General features: G+C 63.2%; 11 protein-coding genes. 8 read left to right on the top strand and 3 right to left on the bottom strand.

The window, feature by feature from the left end:
* Window positions 1–39 precede the first annotated feature (39 nt).
* The 3 genes from ligB to HU729_RS02885 all read right to left on the bottom strand — a co-directional run bounded on the left by ligB (window position 40) and on the right by HU729_RS02885 (window position 4,060).
* Window positions 40–1,713: an NAD-dependent DNA ligase LigB gene (gene ligB, locus HU729_RS02895; protein ID WP_186708279.1), complete on the bottom strand. Its 1,674-nt coding sequence runs from the start codon at window positions 1,711–1,713 to the stop codon at window positions 40–42.
* A gap of 145 nt (window positions 1,714–1,858) precedes the next feature.
* Window positions 1,859–3,049, bottom strand: coding sequence for a methionine adenosyltransferase (gene metK, locus HU729_RS02890; RefSeq protein WP_186665837.1), 1,191 nt, complete (start codon window positions 3,047–3,049; stop codon window positions 1,859–1,861).
* Between the two features lie 12 nt (window positions 3,050–3,061).
* Entirely contained in the window at window positions 3,062–4,060 is a 999-nt protein-coding gene (locus tag HU729_RS02885; RefSeq protein WP_186665838.1) for a metalloregulator ArsR/SmtB family transcription factor, read from the bottom strand.
* 279 nt (window positions 4,061–4,339) lie between these two features.
* Between HU729_RS02885 and tkt the strand changes: the two genes are divergently transcribed.
* The 8 genes from tkt to HU729_RS26030 all read left to right on the top strand — a co-directional run bounded on the left by tkt (window position 4,340) and on the right by HU729_RS26030 (window position 15,728).
* A complete protein-coding gene (gene tkt, locus HU729_RS02880; protein ID WP_186708277.1) occupies window positions 4,340–6,337 on the top strand; it encodes a transketolase in 1,998 nt (665 codons plus the stop codon).
* Window positions 6,338–6,471: 134 nt separating this feature from the next.
* Entirely contained in the window at window positions 6,472–7,530 is a 1,059-nt protein-coding gene (gene epd, locus HU729_RS02875; RefSeq protein ID WP_186708275.1) for an erythrose-4-phosphate dehydrogenase, read from the top strand.
* A 12-nt stretch (window positions 7,531–7,542) separates the two neighbouring features.
* Window positions 7,543–8,706, top strand: coding sequence for a phosphoglycerate kinase (locus HU729_RS02870; RefSeq protein WP_063546513.1), 1,164 nt, complete (start codon window positions 7,543–7,545; stop codon window positions 8,704–8,706).
* 32 nt (window positions 8,707–8,738) lie between these two features.
* Window positions 8,739–8,957: a hypothetical protein gene (locus tag HU729_RS02865; protein ID WP_186665841.1), complete on the top strand. Its 219-nt coding sequence runs from the start codon at window positions 8,739–8,741 to the stop codon at window positions 8,955–8,957.
* Window positions 8,958–9,038: 81 nt separating this feature from the next.
* Complete coding sequence (locus HU729_RS02860; RefSeq protein ID WP_186665843.1) at window positions 9,039–9,368, top strand: MliC family protein; 330 nt, start codon at window positions 9,039–9,041, stop codon at window positions 9,366–9,368.
* Between the two features lie 100 nt (window positions 9,369–9,468).
* A complete protein-coding gene (gene fba / locus HU729_RS02855) occupies window positions 9,469–10,533 on the top strand; it encodes a class II fructose-bisphosphate aldolase (RefSeq protein ID WP_009399343.1) in 1,065 nt (354 codons plus the stop codon).
* A 204-nt stretch (window positions 10,534–10,737) separates the two neighbouring features.
* Window positions 10,738–12,879 carry an EAL domain-containing protein gene (locus HU729_RS02850; RefSeq protein ID WP_186708273.1) on the top strand — a complete coding sequence of 714 codons (2,142 nt, stop codon included), beginning with the start codon at window positions 10,738–10,740 and terminating at the stop codon, window positions 12,877–12,879.
* A 77-nt stretch (window positions 12,880–12,956) separates the two neighbouring features.
* A complete protein-coding gene (locus HU729_RS26030; RefSeq protein ID WP_186708271.1) occupies window positions 12,957–15,728 on the top strand; it encodes an RHS repeat-associated core domain-containing protein in 2,772 nt (923 codons plus the stop codon).
* Window positions 15,729–15,779: the final 51 nt, after the last annotated feature.

The following is a 15,779-nucleotide window of genomic DNA, read 5'->3' as shown; positions in this document are numbered from 1 at the left end:
AGGCGGCAGAAACGGAAATGCTGCCCTGATCTGCGAAAATTAGAAACCCTCTATTGCATGCCGACGCAGTTCTCCGGCCACGGCCAGCACTTCCTCATGGGCGAAAAAGGCCCGCAACTGCCCGGCCCTGCCACGGCCAACCCCAGGTTCGGCAAGCCATTGCTCAATGTTTCGGCTGGCCAGTGTCTGCCAGTCCGGGCCCAGGCGCAGGTTACTTGGGGCCGGAACACCCAGGGCGCGCAGCCAGCGTTCGAAAGGCTGTGTGCGGGCCGTCATGAAGGCCCGATGCAGTTTTTCGGCGCGTACGCTGCCAATCCCCGGGACCTGCAGCAGGTCATCGTGGCCAAGCTCCAGCCAGCGGGTCAGGGTGTCGCCCAGGCCTTGCTCGGTGAGTAACTGCCAGGTGCCGGGGCCCAGGCCTGGCATGTTCAACCCTTGCTTGCCCGAGAGCCACGTGAGGCGAGCAAGGTACTGTTGGCTGCAGTCGTCGCGAGGTGTCCAGCAACTGAGCGGGTGGTAGCGGCCTGGGTCGGGTACTGCGACGGGGACGCGCTGCAGACTGCGCAGCACCACACTTTCGAACCGCGGGATGGTGAGCCCGGCCAGGCTCACCGCCACCTGGTCTCCGGGGCGGATATCCAGTTGCTGCCAGCGCTGCAGCGAGCCGAGGCTGACCTGGCGAACGAGGCGGTCGTCCAGCTTTACAGGCTGAACCTCCAGCAGCGGGGTGATGCGGCCGCTGCGGCCGATGCGGAAGCTGACCTGGCGCACTTCGGTCAGCACCTGGCGGTAGGGGTATTTCCAGGCAGCGATCCAGTAAGGCGCCTGGGCCCGCCAGCGCGTGGCGGGCGGACGGCTGTCCTGGCGCAGAATCACGCCATCGGTGGCGAACGGCAGGGGTGAGCGGTACCAGTGTTGGCGCCAGTGGGCCGCTTGTTCGAGGTTGTCGATCGGCACGCTCAGGCGGCGGCTGTCAGCAAAGCCCAGCGCTTCCAGCTGGGCCAGGCGCTGCGCCTGGTTTTCGGGACCCTCGGGCCAGTCCCAGACGAACAGCCCGATCCCTGCGGCCTGGTCCGCAGGCAGTTGCTTGCGTGCCAGCAGGCCGGCGACGATGCCACGAGCGTTGACCGAACCTGCCTGTGCCTGCACATGGTCTTCGAGCTGCCAGTACAGCTCACCTTGGAGCACAAGGTCGTGCGGCCCGGATAGTTGCCGTATGTCGACACGCAGGTGCGGGATATGCCGGCTCCAGTCGTGGCCGTGCACACCATCGCCGCGGCTGAGCAGCGTGCTCAGGCGTCCCTGTCGGTAGATCAGCGACACCGCGACGCCGTCGACCTTGGGTTGTATCCAGACAGCCTGCCGGCCCTGCAACCATTGGCCTACAGCGGCTTCGTCGGCCAGCTTGGCAACGCCGGTATGTGCCACCGGGTGGGCATGTGGACCTGCGGCCGTGGCCAGTGGCGAGTCGCGATGAGGTTGTCCGAAACAGCCTTGCAGGTGCTCCAGCCGATGCCGGCTCTGGTCGTAGAGTTCATCGGCCACTGTGGCAATACCCTGGCGATGGTAGCGGTCGTCCCATTCGGCGAGGGTCTGGCGCAATTGTGCGATTTCATCGGTGGCGCGCCGTGGCGGCCAATCGGGGCAGGGGGTGGCCAACGCTGCTGAGCTGAAGGCGATGAGTAGCAGTAGGGTGAGCAAGCGAATCGACATGGCCAGCATCCTTGCATGGCAGGAGGAAGGGCTCAGCCTAGGCGCCGATGTTCAGGTGTGCCGGGACAGGACTGTCAGGTGATGTGTCACAAAAAAGCCCCTGCTGATTGCTCGGCAGGGGCTTTCCGTTACTGCTGTAGGAGGCTTACAGGCCGGCGGCGTCGCGCAGGGCGGCGGCGCGGTCGGTGCGCTCCCAGGTGAAGGTGGTGAAGGTGTCGTCACCCACGGTCTTCTGCTGCGGCTCACGGCCGAAGTGACCGTAGGCGGCCGTCTCCTGGTACATCGGGTGCAGCAGGTCGAGCATGGTGGTGATCGCGTAGGGGCGCAGGTCGAAGCACTCGCGCACCAGCTGGATGATCTTGTCGTCGGACACCTTGCCGGTCCCGAAGGTGTTGATCGAGATGGAGGTCGGTTGGGCTACGCCGATGGCGTAGGAAACCTGGATCTCGCAACGCTCGGCCAGGCCTGCGGCAACGATGTTCTTGGCCACGTAGCGACCGGCGTAGGCTGCGGAACGGTCGACCTTGGAAGGGTCCTTGCCGGAGAACGCGCCACCACCGTGACGGGCCATGCCGCCGTAGGAGTCGACGATGATCTTGCGACCGGTCAGGCCGCAGTCGCCCACCGGGCCGCCGATGATGAAGTTGCCGGTCGGGTTGATGTGGTACTGGGTGTCCTTGTGCAGCAGTTCGGCCGGCAGGGTGTGCTTGACGATCAGTTCCATCACCGCTTCCTGCAGGTCTTTCTGCGACACTTCAGGGTTGTGCTGGGTCGACAGGACCACCGCGTCGATGCCGACCACCTTGCCATTCTCGTAGCGGCAGGTGACCTGGGACTTGGCGTCCGGGCGCAGCCATGGCAGCAGCTTGGACTTGCGCGCTTCGGCCTGGCGCTCGACCAGGCGGTGCGAGAAGCAGATTGGCGCAGGCATCAGCACTTCGGTTTCGTTGCTGGCGTAGCCGAACATCAGGCCCTGGTCGCCTGCTCCCTGGTCTTCCGGCTTGGAGCGATCGACGCCCTGGGCGATGTCCACCGACTGCTTGCCGATGATGTTCATCACGGCGCAGGTGGCGCCGTCGAAGCCGACGTCGGAGCTGTTGTAGCCGATGTCGATGATGACCTTGCGCACCAGGTCTTCCAGATCGACCCAGGCCGAGGTGGTGACTTCGCCGGCGATGATGGCGACACCGGTCTTGACCAAGGTTTCACAGGCTACGCGGGCGTATTTGTCCTGGGCGATGATTGCGTCCAGGACCGCGTCGGAAATCTGGTCGGCGATCTTGTCCGGATGCCCTTCGGACACGGACTCGGAAGTGAAAAGGGAGTATTCGCTCATCTCGAGGGGTTCCTAAAATTTACCGATGTGTGTGTCGCCAGCGGCCCGCTGGAAATGACGGACCTGAATCTGGAAACCGTTACGCAAGCCAACATAGAGGCTGTCCCCGGGAGTCAGCCCCGCAGCATTGGCCCAGCGGGCCAGGTCGTCCTGCTCGAAGCCCAGCCAGAGGTCGCCGCAGGCGTCCCGCGCCCACCCCTGGTTATGGCTGCACAGCTCGGTGACCAGCAGGCTGCCGCCCGCTTTCACCCGTTTGGCCAGCAGGCGCAAGGCCAGGGCCGGGTCGCTGAAATGGTGCAGGACCATGTTCAGCACAACGCAGTCGGCTTCCACATCCGTTGCACCCAGTGCATCGGCCAACTGCAGGATTACATTATCCAGGCCTTCACGTTCGCAGACCTGGCGAGCCAGTTCGAGCATGGTCGGGCTGTTGTCCATCGCCGTGACCTGAGCGAAGCGCTGCGCCAGATCAGGCAGGAAGCCGCCATCGCCGGGGCCAACCTCCAGGGCGCTGGCGTCGCTGCCAAAGCTCAACTTGTCGAGCAGGGCCAGCAGGCTTTCGCGGTATTGCGGTACACCGGCGATCAGGTCCTGCTGGGCACGGAATTTTTCTTCGACGCGCTGGAAAAAGTCCTGGCTGGTGGCCGCGCGGCGTTGTTGCACCTGGGCAATACGCGCCTGCACGTCGTCCGGCAGGGCCAGTTCGTCGATTTCCTCGAGCAGGGCCGCATGCAGGCGTCCGCCTTGGCGCAGGCTGTCGGGCAGGGCGCGGCGATAGAAGATCGCGTTGCCTTCGCGGCGCGTGGCCACCAGTTCCGCCTGGGCCAGCACCTTGAGGTGGTGGCTCATGCCGGACTGGCCGATGTCGAAGATCTGCGCCAGCTCCAGCACGCCGAACGAATCGCTGGCCAGGGCGCGCAGGACATTCAGGCGCAGCGCATCGCCACTGGCCTTGCACAGGGCAGCCAGTGTATCGCTTCGCTGGGGGATCGCTTGCGCACGCAGGTTCATGGGGCGGCAGTCTAGACAGGCATCGTTGTCCTGGCAAGCCAATATCAAAAAGTTTTGATATTGGCTGATGGGTGGCCGATACCAGGCTTTGGAATCCGTGGGAGCGGGTTCACCCGCGAAAAGCACGAAGCCGATCTCGAGTTTTTTACCCGAAGTGCCCTCCAATCACAGGAAAAATCCCCGACTGCGACCATCCGTCATTGCCCCGGAGGCCCCCAGTGGGCGAAAATGGCCGCCTTTTTTCGTTTCACTACTTATTCAAGCCTCAGGAGATAAGCGATGCCCAGCCGTCGTGATCGTGCCAACGCCATTCGTGCCCTCAGCATGGATGCCGTGCAAAAGGCCAACAGCGGCCACCCAGGTGCCCCCATGGGCATGGCGGATATCGCCGAAGTGCTTTGGCGCGACTACCTCAAGCACAACCCGAGCAACCCGAATTTCGCCGACCGCGACCGCTTCGTGCTGTCCAACGGCCATGGTTCGATGCTCATCTATTCGCTGTTGCACCTGACCGGCTACGACCTGTCCATCGATGACCTGAAGGCGTTCCGCCAACTGCACAGCCGCACCCCGGGCCACCCGGAATACGGCTACACCCCGGGCGTCGAGACCACCACCGGCCCGCTCGGCCAGGGTATCGCCAACGCTGTCGGTTTCGCCCTCGCAGAGAAAGTGCTGGCGGCCCAGTTCAACCGTGAAGGCCACGACATCGTCGATCACAACACCTACGTGTTCCTGGGCGATGGCTGCATGATGGAAGGTATTTCCCACGAAGTCGCCTCGCTGGCCGGCACCCTGGGCCTGAACAAGCTGATCGCCTTCTACGACGACAACGGCATCTCCATCGACGGCGAAGTGCACGGCTGGTTCACCGACAACACCCCGGCGCGTTTCGAAGCCTACAACTGGCAGGTGATCCGCAACGTCAACGGCCACGACGCCGAAGAAATCAAGATGGCGATCGAGACCGCGCGCAAGAGCGACCGTCCGACCCTCATCTGCTGCAAGACCATCATCGGTTTCGGCTCGCCGAACAAGCAGGGCAAGGAAGACTGCCACGGCGCGCCGCTGGGCAACGACGAAATCGCCCTGGCCCGCAAGGAGCTGAACTGGAACCACGGCCCGTTCGAAATCCCGGCCGACATCTACGCCGAGTGGGACGCCAAGGAAGCCGGTGCCAAGGCCGAAGCCGAGTGGAACCAGCGTTTCGACGCCTACGCCAAGGCCTTCCCTGAACTCGCCGCCGAGTTCAAGCGCCGCGCTGCTGGCGACCTGCCGGCCGATTTCGCCGAGAAGGCCCACGCCTACATCAATGAAGTCGCCGCCAAGGGCGAAACCATCGCCAGCCGCAAGGCCAGCCAGAACACCCTCAACGCCTTCGGCCCGCTGCTGCCCGAGTTCCTCGGTGGTTCGGCGGACCTGGCCGGTTCCAACCTGACCCTGTGGAAAGGTTGCAAGGGCGTCGAGGCCAATGACGCCAGCGGCAACTACGTGTTCTACGGCGTGCGCGAGTTCGGCATGACCGCCATCATGAACGGCGTGGCCCTGCACGGCGGTCTGGTGCCTTACGGCGCCACCTTCCTGATGTTCATGGAATATGCCCGCAATGCGGTGCGCATGTCGGCGCTGATGAAGCAGCGCGTCATCCACGTCTATACCCACGACTCCATCGGTCTGGGCGAAGACGGACCGACCCACCAGCCGATCGAGCAACTGACCAGCCTGCGCAGCACGCCGAACCTGGACACCTGGCGTCCGGGTGACGCGGTCGAGTCGGCCGTGGCCTGGAAAGCCGCCCTGGAGCGCAAGGACGGCCCTTCGGCGCTGATCTTCTCGCGCCAGAACCTGCAGCACCAGGAACGCAGCGCCCAGCAGATCGCCGACATCGCCCGTGGCGGCTACGTGCTCAAGGACTGCGCCGGCGAGCCTGAGCTGATCCTGATCGCCACCGGCTCCGAAGTGGGCCTGGCCGTTCAGGCGTTCGACAAGCTCAGCGAGCAGGGCCGCAAGGTCCGCGTCGTGTCGATGCCAAGCACCAGCGTGTTCGACGCCCAGGACGCTGCCTACAAGCAGTCGGTACTGCCGTTGGAAGTCGGTGCGCGTATCGCCATCGAAGCTGCCCATGCCGACTTCTGGTACAAGTACGTCGGCCTCGAAGGCCGCGTCATCGGCATGACCACCTACGGCGAATCGGCCCCGGCCGCCGCGCTGTTCGAGGAGTTCGGCTTCACCCTGGAGAACATCCTGGGTACCGCTGAAGAGCTGCTGGAAGACTGATGCATCAAGCCTGGGGGCAGTGATGCCTCCATCGATCGCGGGACAAGCCCGCTCCTACAGCGCATGTGTAGTGCTCTGTAGGAGCGGGCTTGTCCCGGGATGGCCGTTCAACGCACTAGCCACGTGAGTCCCGAATGCCCCAGCGTCCCTACAAAGTTGCACTCAACGGTTACGGCCGCATTGGCCGCTGTGTCCTGCGCGCACTGTTCGAGCGAGGGGCGAAGGCAGGTTTCGAGATCGTTGCGTTGAACGACCTGGCCGACCAGGCCAGCCTGGAGTACCTGACGCGCTTCGACTCCACCCACGGGCGTTTCCCCGGCGAGGTGAAGGTCGACGGCGACTGTCTGCATATCAATGGCGACTGCGTGAAAGTCATGCGCAGCGCCACCCCTGAAGGCATCGACTGGGCCGCCCTGGGCATCGACCTGGTGCTGGAGTGCTCCGGTGCCTACAACACCCGCGCCGATGGCCAGCGTTTTCTCGACGCCGGCGCGCCGCGCGTGCTGTTCTCGCAGCCGATGGCCAGCGAGGCGGACATCGATGCCACGGTGGTCTACGGTATCAACCAGGACCGCCTGACCGGCGACGAGCTGCTGGTCTCGAACGCGTCCTGCACCACCAACTGCGGCGTGCCGCTGTTGCGCGTGCTGGACCAGGCCTTCGGTATCGAGTACGTGCAGATCACCACCATCCACTCGGCGATGAACGACCAGCCGGTGATCGACGCCTACCACCACGAAGACCTGCGCCGTACCCGTTCGGCGTTCCAGTCGGTGATCCCGGTGTCCACTGGTCTGGCGCGCGGCATCGAGCGCCTGTTGCCGGAACTTGCCGGGCGAATCCAGGCCAAAGCGGTACGTGTGCCGACCGTCAACGTCTCGTGCCTGGACATCACCCTGCAGACTGCCCGTGACACTACGGCTGCCGAGGTCAACCGGGTGCTGCGCGAGGCGGCGCTGGACGGCCCGCTCAAAGGCCTGCTGGCCTACACCGAACTGCCGCACGCCAGCTGTGATTTCAACCATGACCCGCACTCGGCCATCGTCGATGCCAGCCAGACCCGCGTCTCAGGCCCCCGCCTGGTGAACCTGCTGGCCTGGTTCGACAACGAATGGGGGTTCGCCAACCGTATGCTCGACGTTGCCGAACATTATCTGCACGTCGTCCACCAAACCCGCAGCAAACAGCCCTGAAGGACTGCATTCATGACCGTGTTGAAGATGACCGACCTCGACCTGCAAGGTAAGCGCGTACTGATCCGCGAAGACCTCAACGTGCCTGTGAAGGACGGTGTGGTAACGAGCGATGCGCGTATCCTGGCAGCGCTGCCGACCATCAAGCTGGCCCTGGAAAAGGGCGCCGCGCTGATGGTCTGCTCGCACCTGGGCCGTCCGACCGAGGGCGAGTTCTCCCAGGAAAACAGCCTCAAGCCGGTCGCCGACTACCTGAGCAAGGCCCTGGGCCGCGCAGTACCGTTGGTCGCCGACTATCTCGACGGCGTCGAGGTCAAGGCCGGTGAGGTGGTGCTGTTCGAAAACGTACGTTTCAACAAGGGCGAGAAGAAGAACGCCGACGAGCTGGCGCAGAAGTACGCCGCCCTGTGCGACGTGTTCGTCATGGACGCCTTCGGCACCGCCCACCGCGCCGAGGGTTCCACCCACGGTGTGGCCAAGTTCGCCAAGGTCGCTGCCGCTGGCCCGCTGCTGGCGGCCGAGCTGGACGCCCTGGGCAAGGCCCTGAAGGCGCCGGCCAAACCCATGGCAGCCATCGTTGCCGGCTCCAAGGTCTCGACCAAGCTCGACGTGCTCAACAGCCTGTCGACTGTCTGCGACCAGCTGATCGTCGGTGGTGGTATCGCCAACACTTTCCTCGCCGCTGCCGGGCACCCGGTCGGCAAGTCGCTGTACGAGCCAGACCTGGTCGAGACCGCTAAGGCCATCGCCGCCAAGGTCAGCGTACCGCTGCCGGTCGATGTGGTCGTTGCCAAGGAATTCGCCGAGAGCGCCGAAGCCACCGTCAAGGCGATCGCTGACGTGGCCGCCGACGACATGATCCTCGATATCGGCCCGCAGACCGCCGCCAACTTCGCCGAGCTGCTGAAGTCGTCGAAGACCATCCTGTGGAACGGCCCGGTCGGTGTATTCGAGTTCGACCAGTTCGGCAACGGCACTAAAGTGCTGGCCAAGGCCATCGCCGAAAGCGCCGCGTTCTCCATCGCCGGTGGCGGCGACACCCTGGCGGCCATCGACAAGTATGGCGTCGGCGCTGATATCTCCTACATTTCTACCGGTGGCGGTGCGTTCCTCGAGTTCGTCGAGGGCAAGGTCCTGCCTGCAGTGGCAATCCTGGAAGAACGGGCCAAGGCCTGATAGTGACGGCGCCTGGCAAAGGGAGCGACCTGATGGTCAAGCAATTGCCTGTGATGATCGTGGCCTTGTTTTTGGGGGCCTGCTCCAGCGGCGGCGCCCCCGACAGCGAACCGGCACGTGAGCCCAAGGGCGGCTGTTACCAGTCGCAGTGGCAGGCGGAGACGGTGCCGGTGATCAACAAGCGCCTGGGGCCGGACGGGCTGGAGAAGTACGACGAAGAACACCAGCGCAAGGCGCCCGGCTGCCCTTGATCGGACAGCGGGCAACCGATGGGCTGTTTTGTGGTCTTGAACAGAAGGTCCGTGGTGCGGCCTTCGAAGCGAGGATACTCAATGAAAGCGCTGCTGGCCGTACTGGCCCTGGCGACCCTGGCAGGCTGCTCCCTGCTGCAACCGTCGCGACCTGCCGCGACGGACAACTGGACCCGCTGGGTCTGCGACAGCCAGGCCGAAGTGCTGTGGCGCTTCGCCGATGCTTCGCAGCAGTCGGTCGATGTCCGCCTCGGCGGCGCTGACCAGGTCTACCGGCTCAAGGCCGAGCCCGGCGCCTCGGGCGCGCTGTACAGCGATGGCGTGCTCGCCTTCCACACCAAGGGTAATGAAGGCCTGGTGTACTGGGAAGCGACCAACGATCTGATTGGGCGGGGCTGCAAGGCGCCGTGATTGGCCGGACCGCGACGGTGGTCCACAACTACTTGAACAGCAACCGCCCCTGCGGCAGGCTTGCACGAAACAACGACGCTTGTCGGGAGAGAGATACACAATGGCACTCATTAGCATGCGCCAGATGCTGGACCACGCCGCCGAGTTCGGCTACGGCGTTCCAGCTTTCAACGTCAACAACCTCGAGCAGATGCGCGCCATCATGGAAGCCGCCGACAAGACCGACTCTCCGGTCATCGTCCAGGCCTCCGCCGGTGCCCGCAAGTACGCCGGTGCTCCCTTCCTGCGTCACCTGATCCTGGCGGCGATCGAAGAATTCCCGCACATCCCGGTGTGCATGCACCAGGACCACGGCACCAGCCCTGACGTGTGCCAGCGCTCGATCCAGCTGGGCTTCAGCTCGGTCATGATGGACGGCTCGCTGCGTGAAGACGGCAAGACCCCGTCCGACTACGAATACAACGTGCGCGTCACCCAGCAGACCGTGGCATTCGCCCACGCCTGCGGTGTGTCGGTGGAAGGCGAGCTGGGCTGCCTGGGCAGCCTGGAAACCGGCCAGGCCGGTGAAGAAGACGGCGTCGGCGCCGAAGGCATCCTGGACCACAGCCAGATGCTGACCGACCCGGAAGAGGCTGCCGACTTCGTCAAGAAGACCCAGGTCGATGCCCTGGCCATCGCCATCGGCACCAGCCACGGCGCCTACAAGTTCACCAAGCCGCCTACCGGCGACATCCTGGCGATCGACCGCATCAAGGCGATCCACCAGCGTATCCCCAACACTCACCTGGTGATGCACGGTTCCTCGTCGGTTCCGCAGGACTGGCTGGCGATCATCAATGAGTTCGGCGGCGACATCAAAGAAACCTACGGCGTGCCGGTCGAAGAGATCGTCGAAGGCATCAAGCACGGCGTGCGCAAGGTCAACATCGACACCGACCTGCGTCTGGCCTCCACTGGCGCGATCCGTCGCTTCCTGGAGCAGAACAAGTCCGAGTTCGACCCGCGCAAGTACTTCGCCAAGACCGTCGAAGCCATGCGTGACATCTGCATCGCGCGTTACGAAGCCTTCGGTACCGCTGGCAATGCGTCGAAGATCAAGCCGGTTTCGCTGGATGAGATGTACCTGCGTTACGCCAAGGGCGAGCTGGCCGCAAAGGTCAACTGATCCGCTGATGGCACTGAAGAAACCCGCAGAAATGCGGGTTTTTTTTCGCCTGTGAAATGATCGCAAAGCGCAGTGACCATTAGTCGGCTATTTTCATTTTATCCATTGATAGCGAACTGATTGCATTGCGTCCTGCAAAGTCGCGTCTAGAGTAGAGAATCGGATCCAATTACAAGACGAAGTCGGTCGGACAAGAGAAGCGGCATGGATGGAGCTCAACCCGCGGCACCGGAAGGCAGCTCAGTGCTGCTGGTGGTCGATGACTACCCGGAAAACCTGATCAGCATGCGGGCTTTGCTAGCCCGGCAGGATTGGCAAGTACTCACCGCAGGCTCAGGGATGGAAGCACTGAGCACCTTGCTGGAACACGAAGTGGACCTGGTCCTGCTCGATGTACAGATGCCCGAGATGGATGGCTTTGAGGTCGCCCGCTTGATGCGCGGCAGCCAACGCACGCGCCTGACCCCAATCATCTTCCTTACCGCCAACGAGCAGTCCAAAGCTGCCGTGCTCAAGGGCTATGCCAGTGGCGCGGTGGACTACCTGTTCAAACCCTTCGATCCGCAGATCCTCAAGCCCAAGGTGCAGGCCCTGCTCGAACAGCAGCGCAACCGGCGCATGCTGCAGCGGTTGAGTCGTGAGCTGGAGTCGGCCCGCGCATTCAATGCCTCGATTCTTGAGAACGCCGCCGAGGGTATCCTGGTGGTCGACGAGGCGGGTGATATCAGCTTTGCCAACCCTGCTATCTCGCGTCTGCTGCAGATGTCGGTAGACAGACTGCAGGGCGCCCATCTCCTGGACCTGATCCAACTGCCCAGCGCTGCGTTGTGGCGCGACTCGGACTTCTACCAGGCCTATCTGGGGCGGCAGATCTTCCGCGTGCACGATGCCCAGTTGCGTCCGCCGGAGGGGCCGCTCGTTCCGGTAGCGCTGTCGTGTGCGCCGCTGCCCGCTGAACAGAAGGCCATGGTGGTGACCGTACTGGACATGTCGGTGGTGCGCAGCCTGCACCAGCAACTGGAACACCAGGCGGTGACCGACCCGCTGACTGGCTTGCTCAACCGCCGCGGTTTCTACCAGACGGCAGAAGGTGCGTTGCTGCGCAACGAACGGCCCGGCAAGGTCCAGGCCTTGATGTACATGGATCTGGATGGTTTCAAGCGAATCAACGATTCCTTGGGTCACGAAGCGGGCGACCGGGTCCTGCGCTGGGTCGCCGAGCAACTCAAGGACTGCCTGGGCAGCCAGGCGATGCTTGGGCGTATGGGCGGTGATGAGTTCACCGCGTTGTTCGACGGCTTGCCCTATGCGGAGCAGACCGGCCGGTACGCCGAGGCCTTGATCGAGCGCATGTCCAGTTGCCCGCAGGTTGACGGCCAGGATGTCAGTCTTGGGGTCAGTATCGGCATCGCCACCTACCCTGATTGCGGTGCCTCCGTCGAAGGTCTGCTGCGCGCTGGCGATGCGGCGATGTATGCCGCCAAGCGCGCCGGGCGCCAGCAGTATCGCTTCTATGACCAGGAGCTCAACGGCCGCGCGCGTTCGCGGCTGATGCTCGAGGATAGTGTGCGCACTGCCATCGAGCAAAAGGACTTCACCTTGGTCTACCAGCCGCAGGTGGGATTTGCCGACGGACGTCTGCGTGGCTTCGAGGCGCTGCTGCGCTGGCGGCACCCCAGTGTTGGCGATGTGCCGCCGGGGCTGTTCATTCCGTTGCTGGAAGAAGCGCGCCTCATCCATCGGCTGGCGAGCTGGATCTACAGCAAGGGCGCGGCCCAGCGTCACGAATGGCGCCAGGTGTTCGCCGACGATGTGGTGCTGGGCATCAGCCTGAGCCGCGCGCAGTTCACCCAGCCGAACCTGGTCGATGAACTGCGGCGGGCGATCCAGGAGCACGGCCTGGAGCCTGCGCAACTGGAAGTGGAGGTGGCGGAAACCTCATTGATGTATGACATCGACGCGGCTGCCAAGCAGGTCAAGCGTTTGCGCGAGCTGGGCGTACGCGTGGCGCTGGACGACTTCGGCGCCGGAGATTGCTCGCTGCGCATGCTGCGCGACCTGCCGATCGACACCCTGAAGCTCGACCGCCACTTGGTGGCACGCCTGCCGGATTCGAAGGTCGATGCGGCGCTGGCGCGCAGCGTCATCGCGCTGTGCGCCGACTATGGCATCACGGTGATCGCCGAGGGCGTGGAAACCGACGTTCAGGCGCAGTGGCTGCGCGACAGCGGCTGCGCCTACGTGCAGGGCTTCCTGGTTGCACGGCCGATGACGGCGAGGGATGCGCGTGGTTTTCCGACGGTGTATCCGTGGGTGCCGACCCGATCAACCACTCCCCAGACCTGATAAAACTGCCAGTTGCCCGTTCGGCTCATGATGAGCGACTGTCGTCTCTCCAGTCATGACCCGCAGGTGTACAGGTTGTGAGCAGCGCACTGTTCCAGCAGACGCCCTCGATCAAGGTCCTCGACAACCGCGGCCAAACGGTGCGCGAGATCGAGTATCAGCGTGCTTCGCTGCTGGATGCCGCCGATACGCGTATCACGCGGCAGGTGTTCAGTCCGGCCGGCCGACTGGCGCAGATCACCGACCCACGGTTGCATGGCGCAGGCCTTGCCAACTTCATTCATCGGCATGATCTGACAGCTCAGGTGATACGCACGCAAAGCGTCGATGCGGGCGTGAGCCTCGATCTGAAAGACGCAGCCAGGCGTGACCTGTTCTCGATTAGTCGTATTGGCAGGACGTTGGATGGACAGGGCGATTTCGCTGAAGCCGTGACCCGGACCCTGCGCTACGAACCGGTCAATATGCCCGGGCGTCTGTTGGCGGTTGGCGAGCAAGTTGCTGGCGATATCCCTCGTATCAGTGAACGTGTGTTGTACGGCGGCAATGAGGCGCAAGAGAAAGCCCGCAACCTAGCCGGCACTCGGATTGCCCATTACGATCCAGCCGGGTGCGTTTCTACCCTCGCCAACGCCCTCGGCGGCGCAGCCCTCTGTGTGCAGCGCAAGCTGCTGAAGGGTGGCGACGACGATGCGGTGCAAGTTGACTGGCAAGGTGAGGCTGCTGAGGCCTGGGACGCACTGTTGGATGATCAGCGCTACACGACCCGTAGCCACGTAGACGCCACCGGCAAGGGGCTCACGGCGCTGGATTGCGCAGGCCATCAGCAGCGAAGCGCCTACGATGTGGCAGGCGTCCTGGCGGCCAGCTGGTTAACGCTCGAAGGTACGCCAGAGCGTGAGATCGTCAGGTCGGCGAGTTACTCGGCGGGAGGGCGCAAGCAGCACGAGGTGCATGGCAACGGCATCGTCACTGTGTACACCTACGAACCGACGACCCTGCGCCTGGCGACCGTGCGGACCACTCGCCAGACCAGCGAAGGCCAGCGATTGCAGGACCTGCACTATCGCTATGACCCTGTCGGTAACGTCGTCGTGCTGGCCAACGACGCCGAGCCGACGCGCTTCTGGCGCAACCAGAAGATCAGCGCGCAAAGCGAGTACCGCTACGACAGCCTGTATCAACTGGTCTTCGCCAGCGGCCGCGAGATGGCCAATGCCGGGCAGCAGGGCAATCATCTGCCAGGCGTGCTGGTGCCGCTGCCGGTGGATGATTCGGCCTATACCCTCTACACCCGGAGTTATACCTACGACAGCGCGGGCAATCTCACGCATGTCCGTCATAGTGCGCCGGCCACGAACAACAACTACGTCACTGCAATCACCGTCAGCCAGCGCAGTAATCGCGGCGTGTCGAGCGTTTTGGCCAGCGACCCGGCCAAGGTCGAGGTGCTGTTCAGCGCAGGTGGCGAGCAGCGTGTGCTGCTGCCGGGGCAGCCGCTTGAGTGGACTACACGCGGCGAGTTGCGCAGGGTGGCTGGCGCTACCCAGGAAAGCTATCGCTACGACGCTGGCAGGCAGCGTGTGCTCAAGGTGAGTCATCAGCAGCAAAGTGGATCACTGAAGGTGCAGCGCACGCTGTATCTGCCGGGGCTTGAGCTGCGTATCACGACGGTCGACGGCGCCGTGCGCGAAAGTCTGCACACGGTGGTAATGGGCGAGGCGGGCCGTGCCCAGGTGCGGGCGTTGCGCTGGGAGGCCGGTAAACCGGAGGAGATCGATAACGACCAGGTACGTTTTGGCTATGACAACCTGATCGGCAGTGTCGGACTGGAGCTCGATGGCGAGGGCAGTGTCATCAGCCTCGAAGAATATTACCCCTATGGGGGAACGGCGATTCTGGCGGGGCGTCATCGCATAGAGGTGGAATACAAGACGGTGCGTTATTCGGGGCGGGAGCGAGATGCGACAGGGCTTTATTACTACGGGTATCGCTATCATCAACCCAGGGTTGGACGCTGGCTGACGCCCGACCCCGCAGGCATCGTCGACGGTATCAACACCTTCCGCATGACCCAGAACAATCCGGTCTCGCTTGAGGACTCTGCGGGGCTTGCTACCTTCAGCGACAATCTCCAGCCAGCACGGGGTGACCTAGTGTATGGGCTGGGCGAGTGGCGCGAGAGCTATTTTAATCATGTAGGAATCGATTACACCAAGTCAGCGCTGACGATCGATCACTACAATCAGGCAATCGCTAGAGTCATCAGGGAGAACGCGCTTGCACGCTCAGGTTTGACCGAAACAGCGCCTCATACCGAAGTGATCAAGTTCGTCAGGGCGAATGCATCCCTGTTTGCCAAGGTCAAGGAAACCTTTCCTGGCTACCCGTTATGGAACCGGTATGTATCAGCCGGTCTCTTCAACAATAAGTTCGATATCGACCAAATTTATTCCGAGGTCAAAGGGCGGCCCGGAAAAACCCAGTTCCATGAGTGGCTGGAGGGGGACCCAGGCCCGCAGTTGTTATGGAAGCGCGGGAGCAAGATTGGGCTGTCGATAACCGCGAGAAGGGCGGATCATCATGTTCATTTCATCCTCGATGGTATCGACGAGGCCGCAGTGATCAACAAATCAATGACCCACGGGCAGTCATACACCTCCAGCGAGCTTCGCTATGCATTTAGGCAGTGGGCACAGCTTGAAGCACGACTCCACTTCTACAAAAACGGTCATGAGGTGTCTGCGCCGTGGGTCAGCAATCCAACGGGTTGGAGCAGTTACACGTCCAAGGCTGAGCAACCGCGAAAAATGAAAACCCTCCAGGTAACACGGCGTGCGCAGCACTGACTCACTCACCACGTTTACCTGGTGGACTGATCTGGTCCCGCTCACCGTGTA

The organism is Pseudomonas sp. RW10S2, from assembly GCF_014268985.1.
GTDB classification, from domain to species: Bacteria; Pseudomonadota; Gammaproteobacteria; order Pseudomonadales; family Pseudomonadaceae; genus Aquipseudomonas; species Aquipseudomonas wayambapalatensis.
This window is presented reverse-complemented; position numbering and strand designations above follow the sequence as displayed.

What these genes read in the sequence shown, in the direction of transcription:
- HU729_RS02885 (WP_186665838.1), bottom strand. Translation starts at nt 4,060, where the DNA reads ATGAACCTGCGTGCGCAAGCGATCCCCCAGCGAAGCGATACACTGGCT.
- fba (WP_009399343.1), top strand. Translation starts at nt 9,469, where the DNA reads ATGGCACTCATTAGCATGCGCCAGATGCTGGACCACGCCGCCGAGTTC.
- HU729_RS02860 (WP_186665843.1), top strand. Translation starts at nt 9,039, where the DNA reads ATGAAAGCGCTGCTGGCCGTACTGGCCCTGGCGACCCTGGCAGGCTGC.
- HU729_RS02870 (WP_063546513.1), top strand. Translation starts at nt 7,543, where the DNA reads ATGACCGTGTTGAAGATGACCGACCTCGACCTGCAAGGTAAGCGCGTA.
- metK (WP_186665837.1), bottom strand. Translation starts at nt 3,049, where the DNA reads ATGAGCGAATACTCCCTTTTCACTTCCGAGTCCGTGTCCGAAGGGCAT.
- tkt (WP_186708277.1), top strand. Translation starts at nt 4,340, where the DNA reads ATGCCCAGCCGTCGTGATCGTGCCAACGCCATTCGTGCCCTCAGCATG.
- epd (WP_186708275.1), top strand. Translation starts at nt 6,472, where the DNA reads ATGCCCCAGCGTCCCTACAAAGTTGCACTCAACGGTTACGGCCGCATT.
- HU729_RS02850 (WP_186708273.1), top strand. Translation starts at nt 10,738, where the DNA reads ATGGATGGAGCTCAACCCGCGGCACCGGAAGGCAGCTCAGTGCTGCTG.
- HU729_RS02865 (WP_186665841.1), top strand. Translation starts at nt 8,739, where the DNA reads ATGGTCAAGCAATTGCCTGTGATGATCGTGGCCTTGTTTTTGGGGGCC.
- ligB (WP_186708279.1), bottom strand. Translation starts at nt 1,713, where the DNA reads ATGTCGATTCGCTTGCTCACCCTACTGCTACTCATCGCCTTCAGCTCA.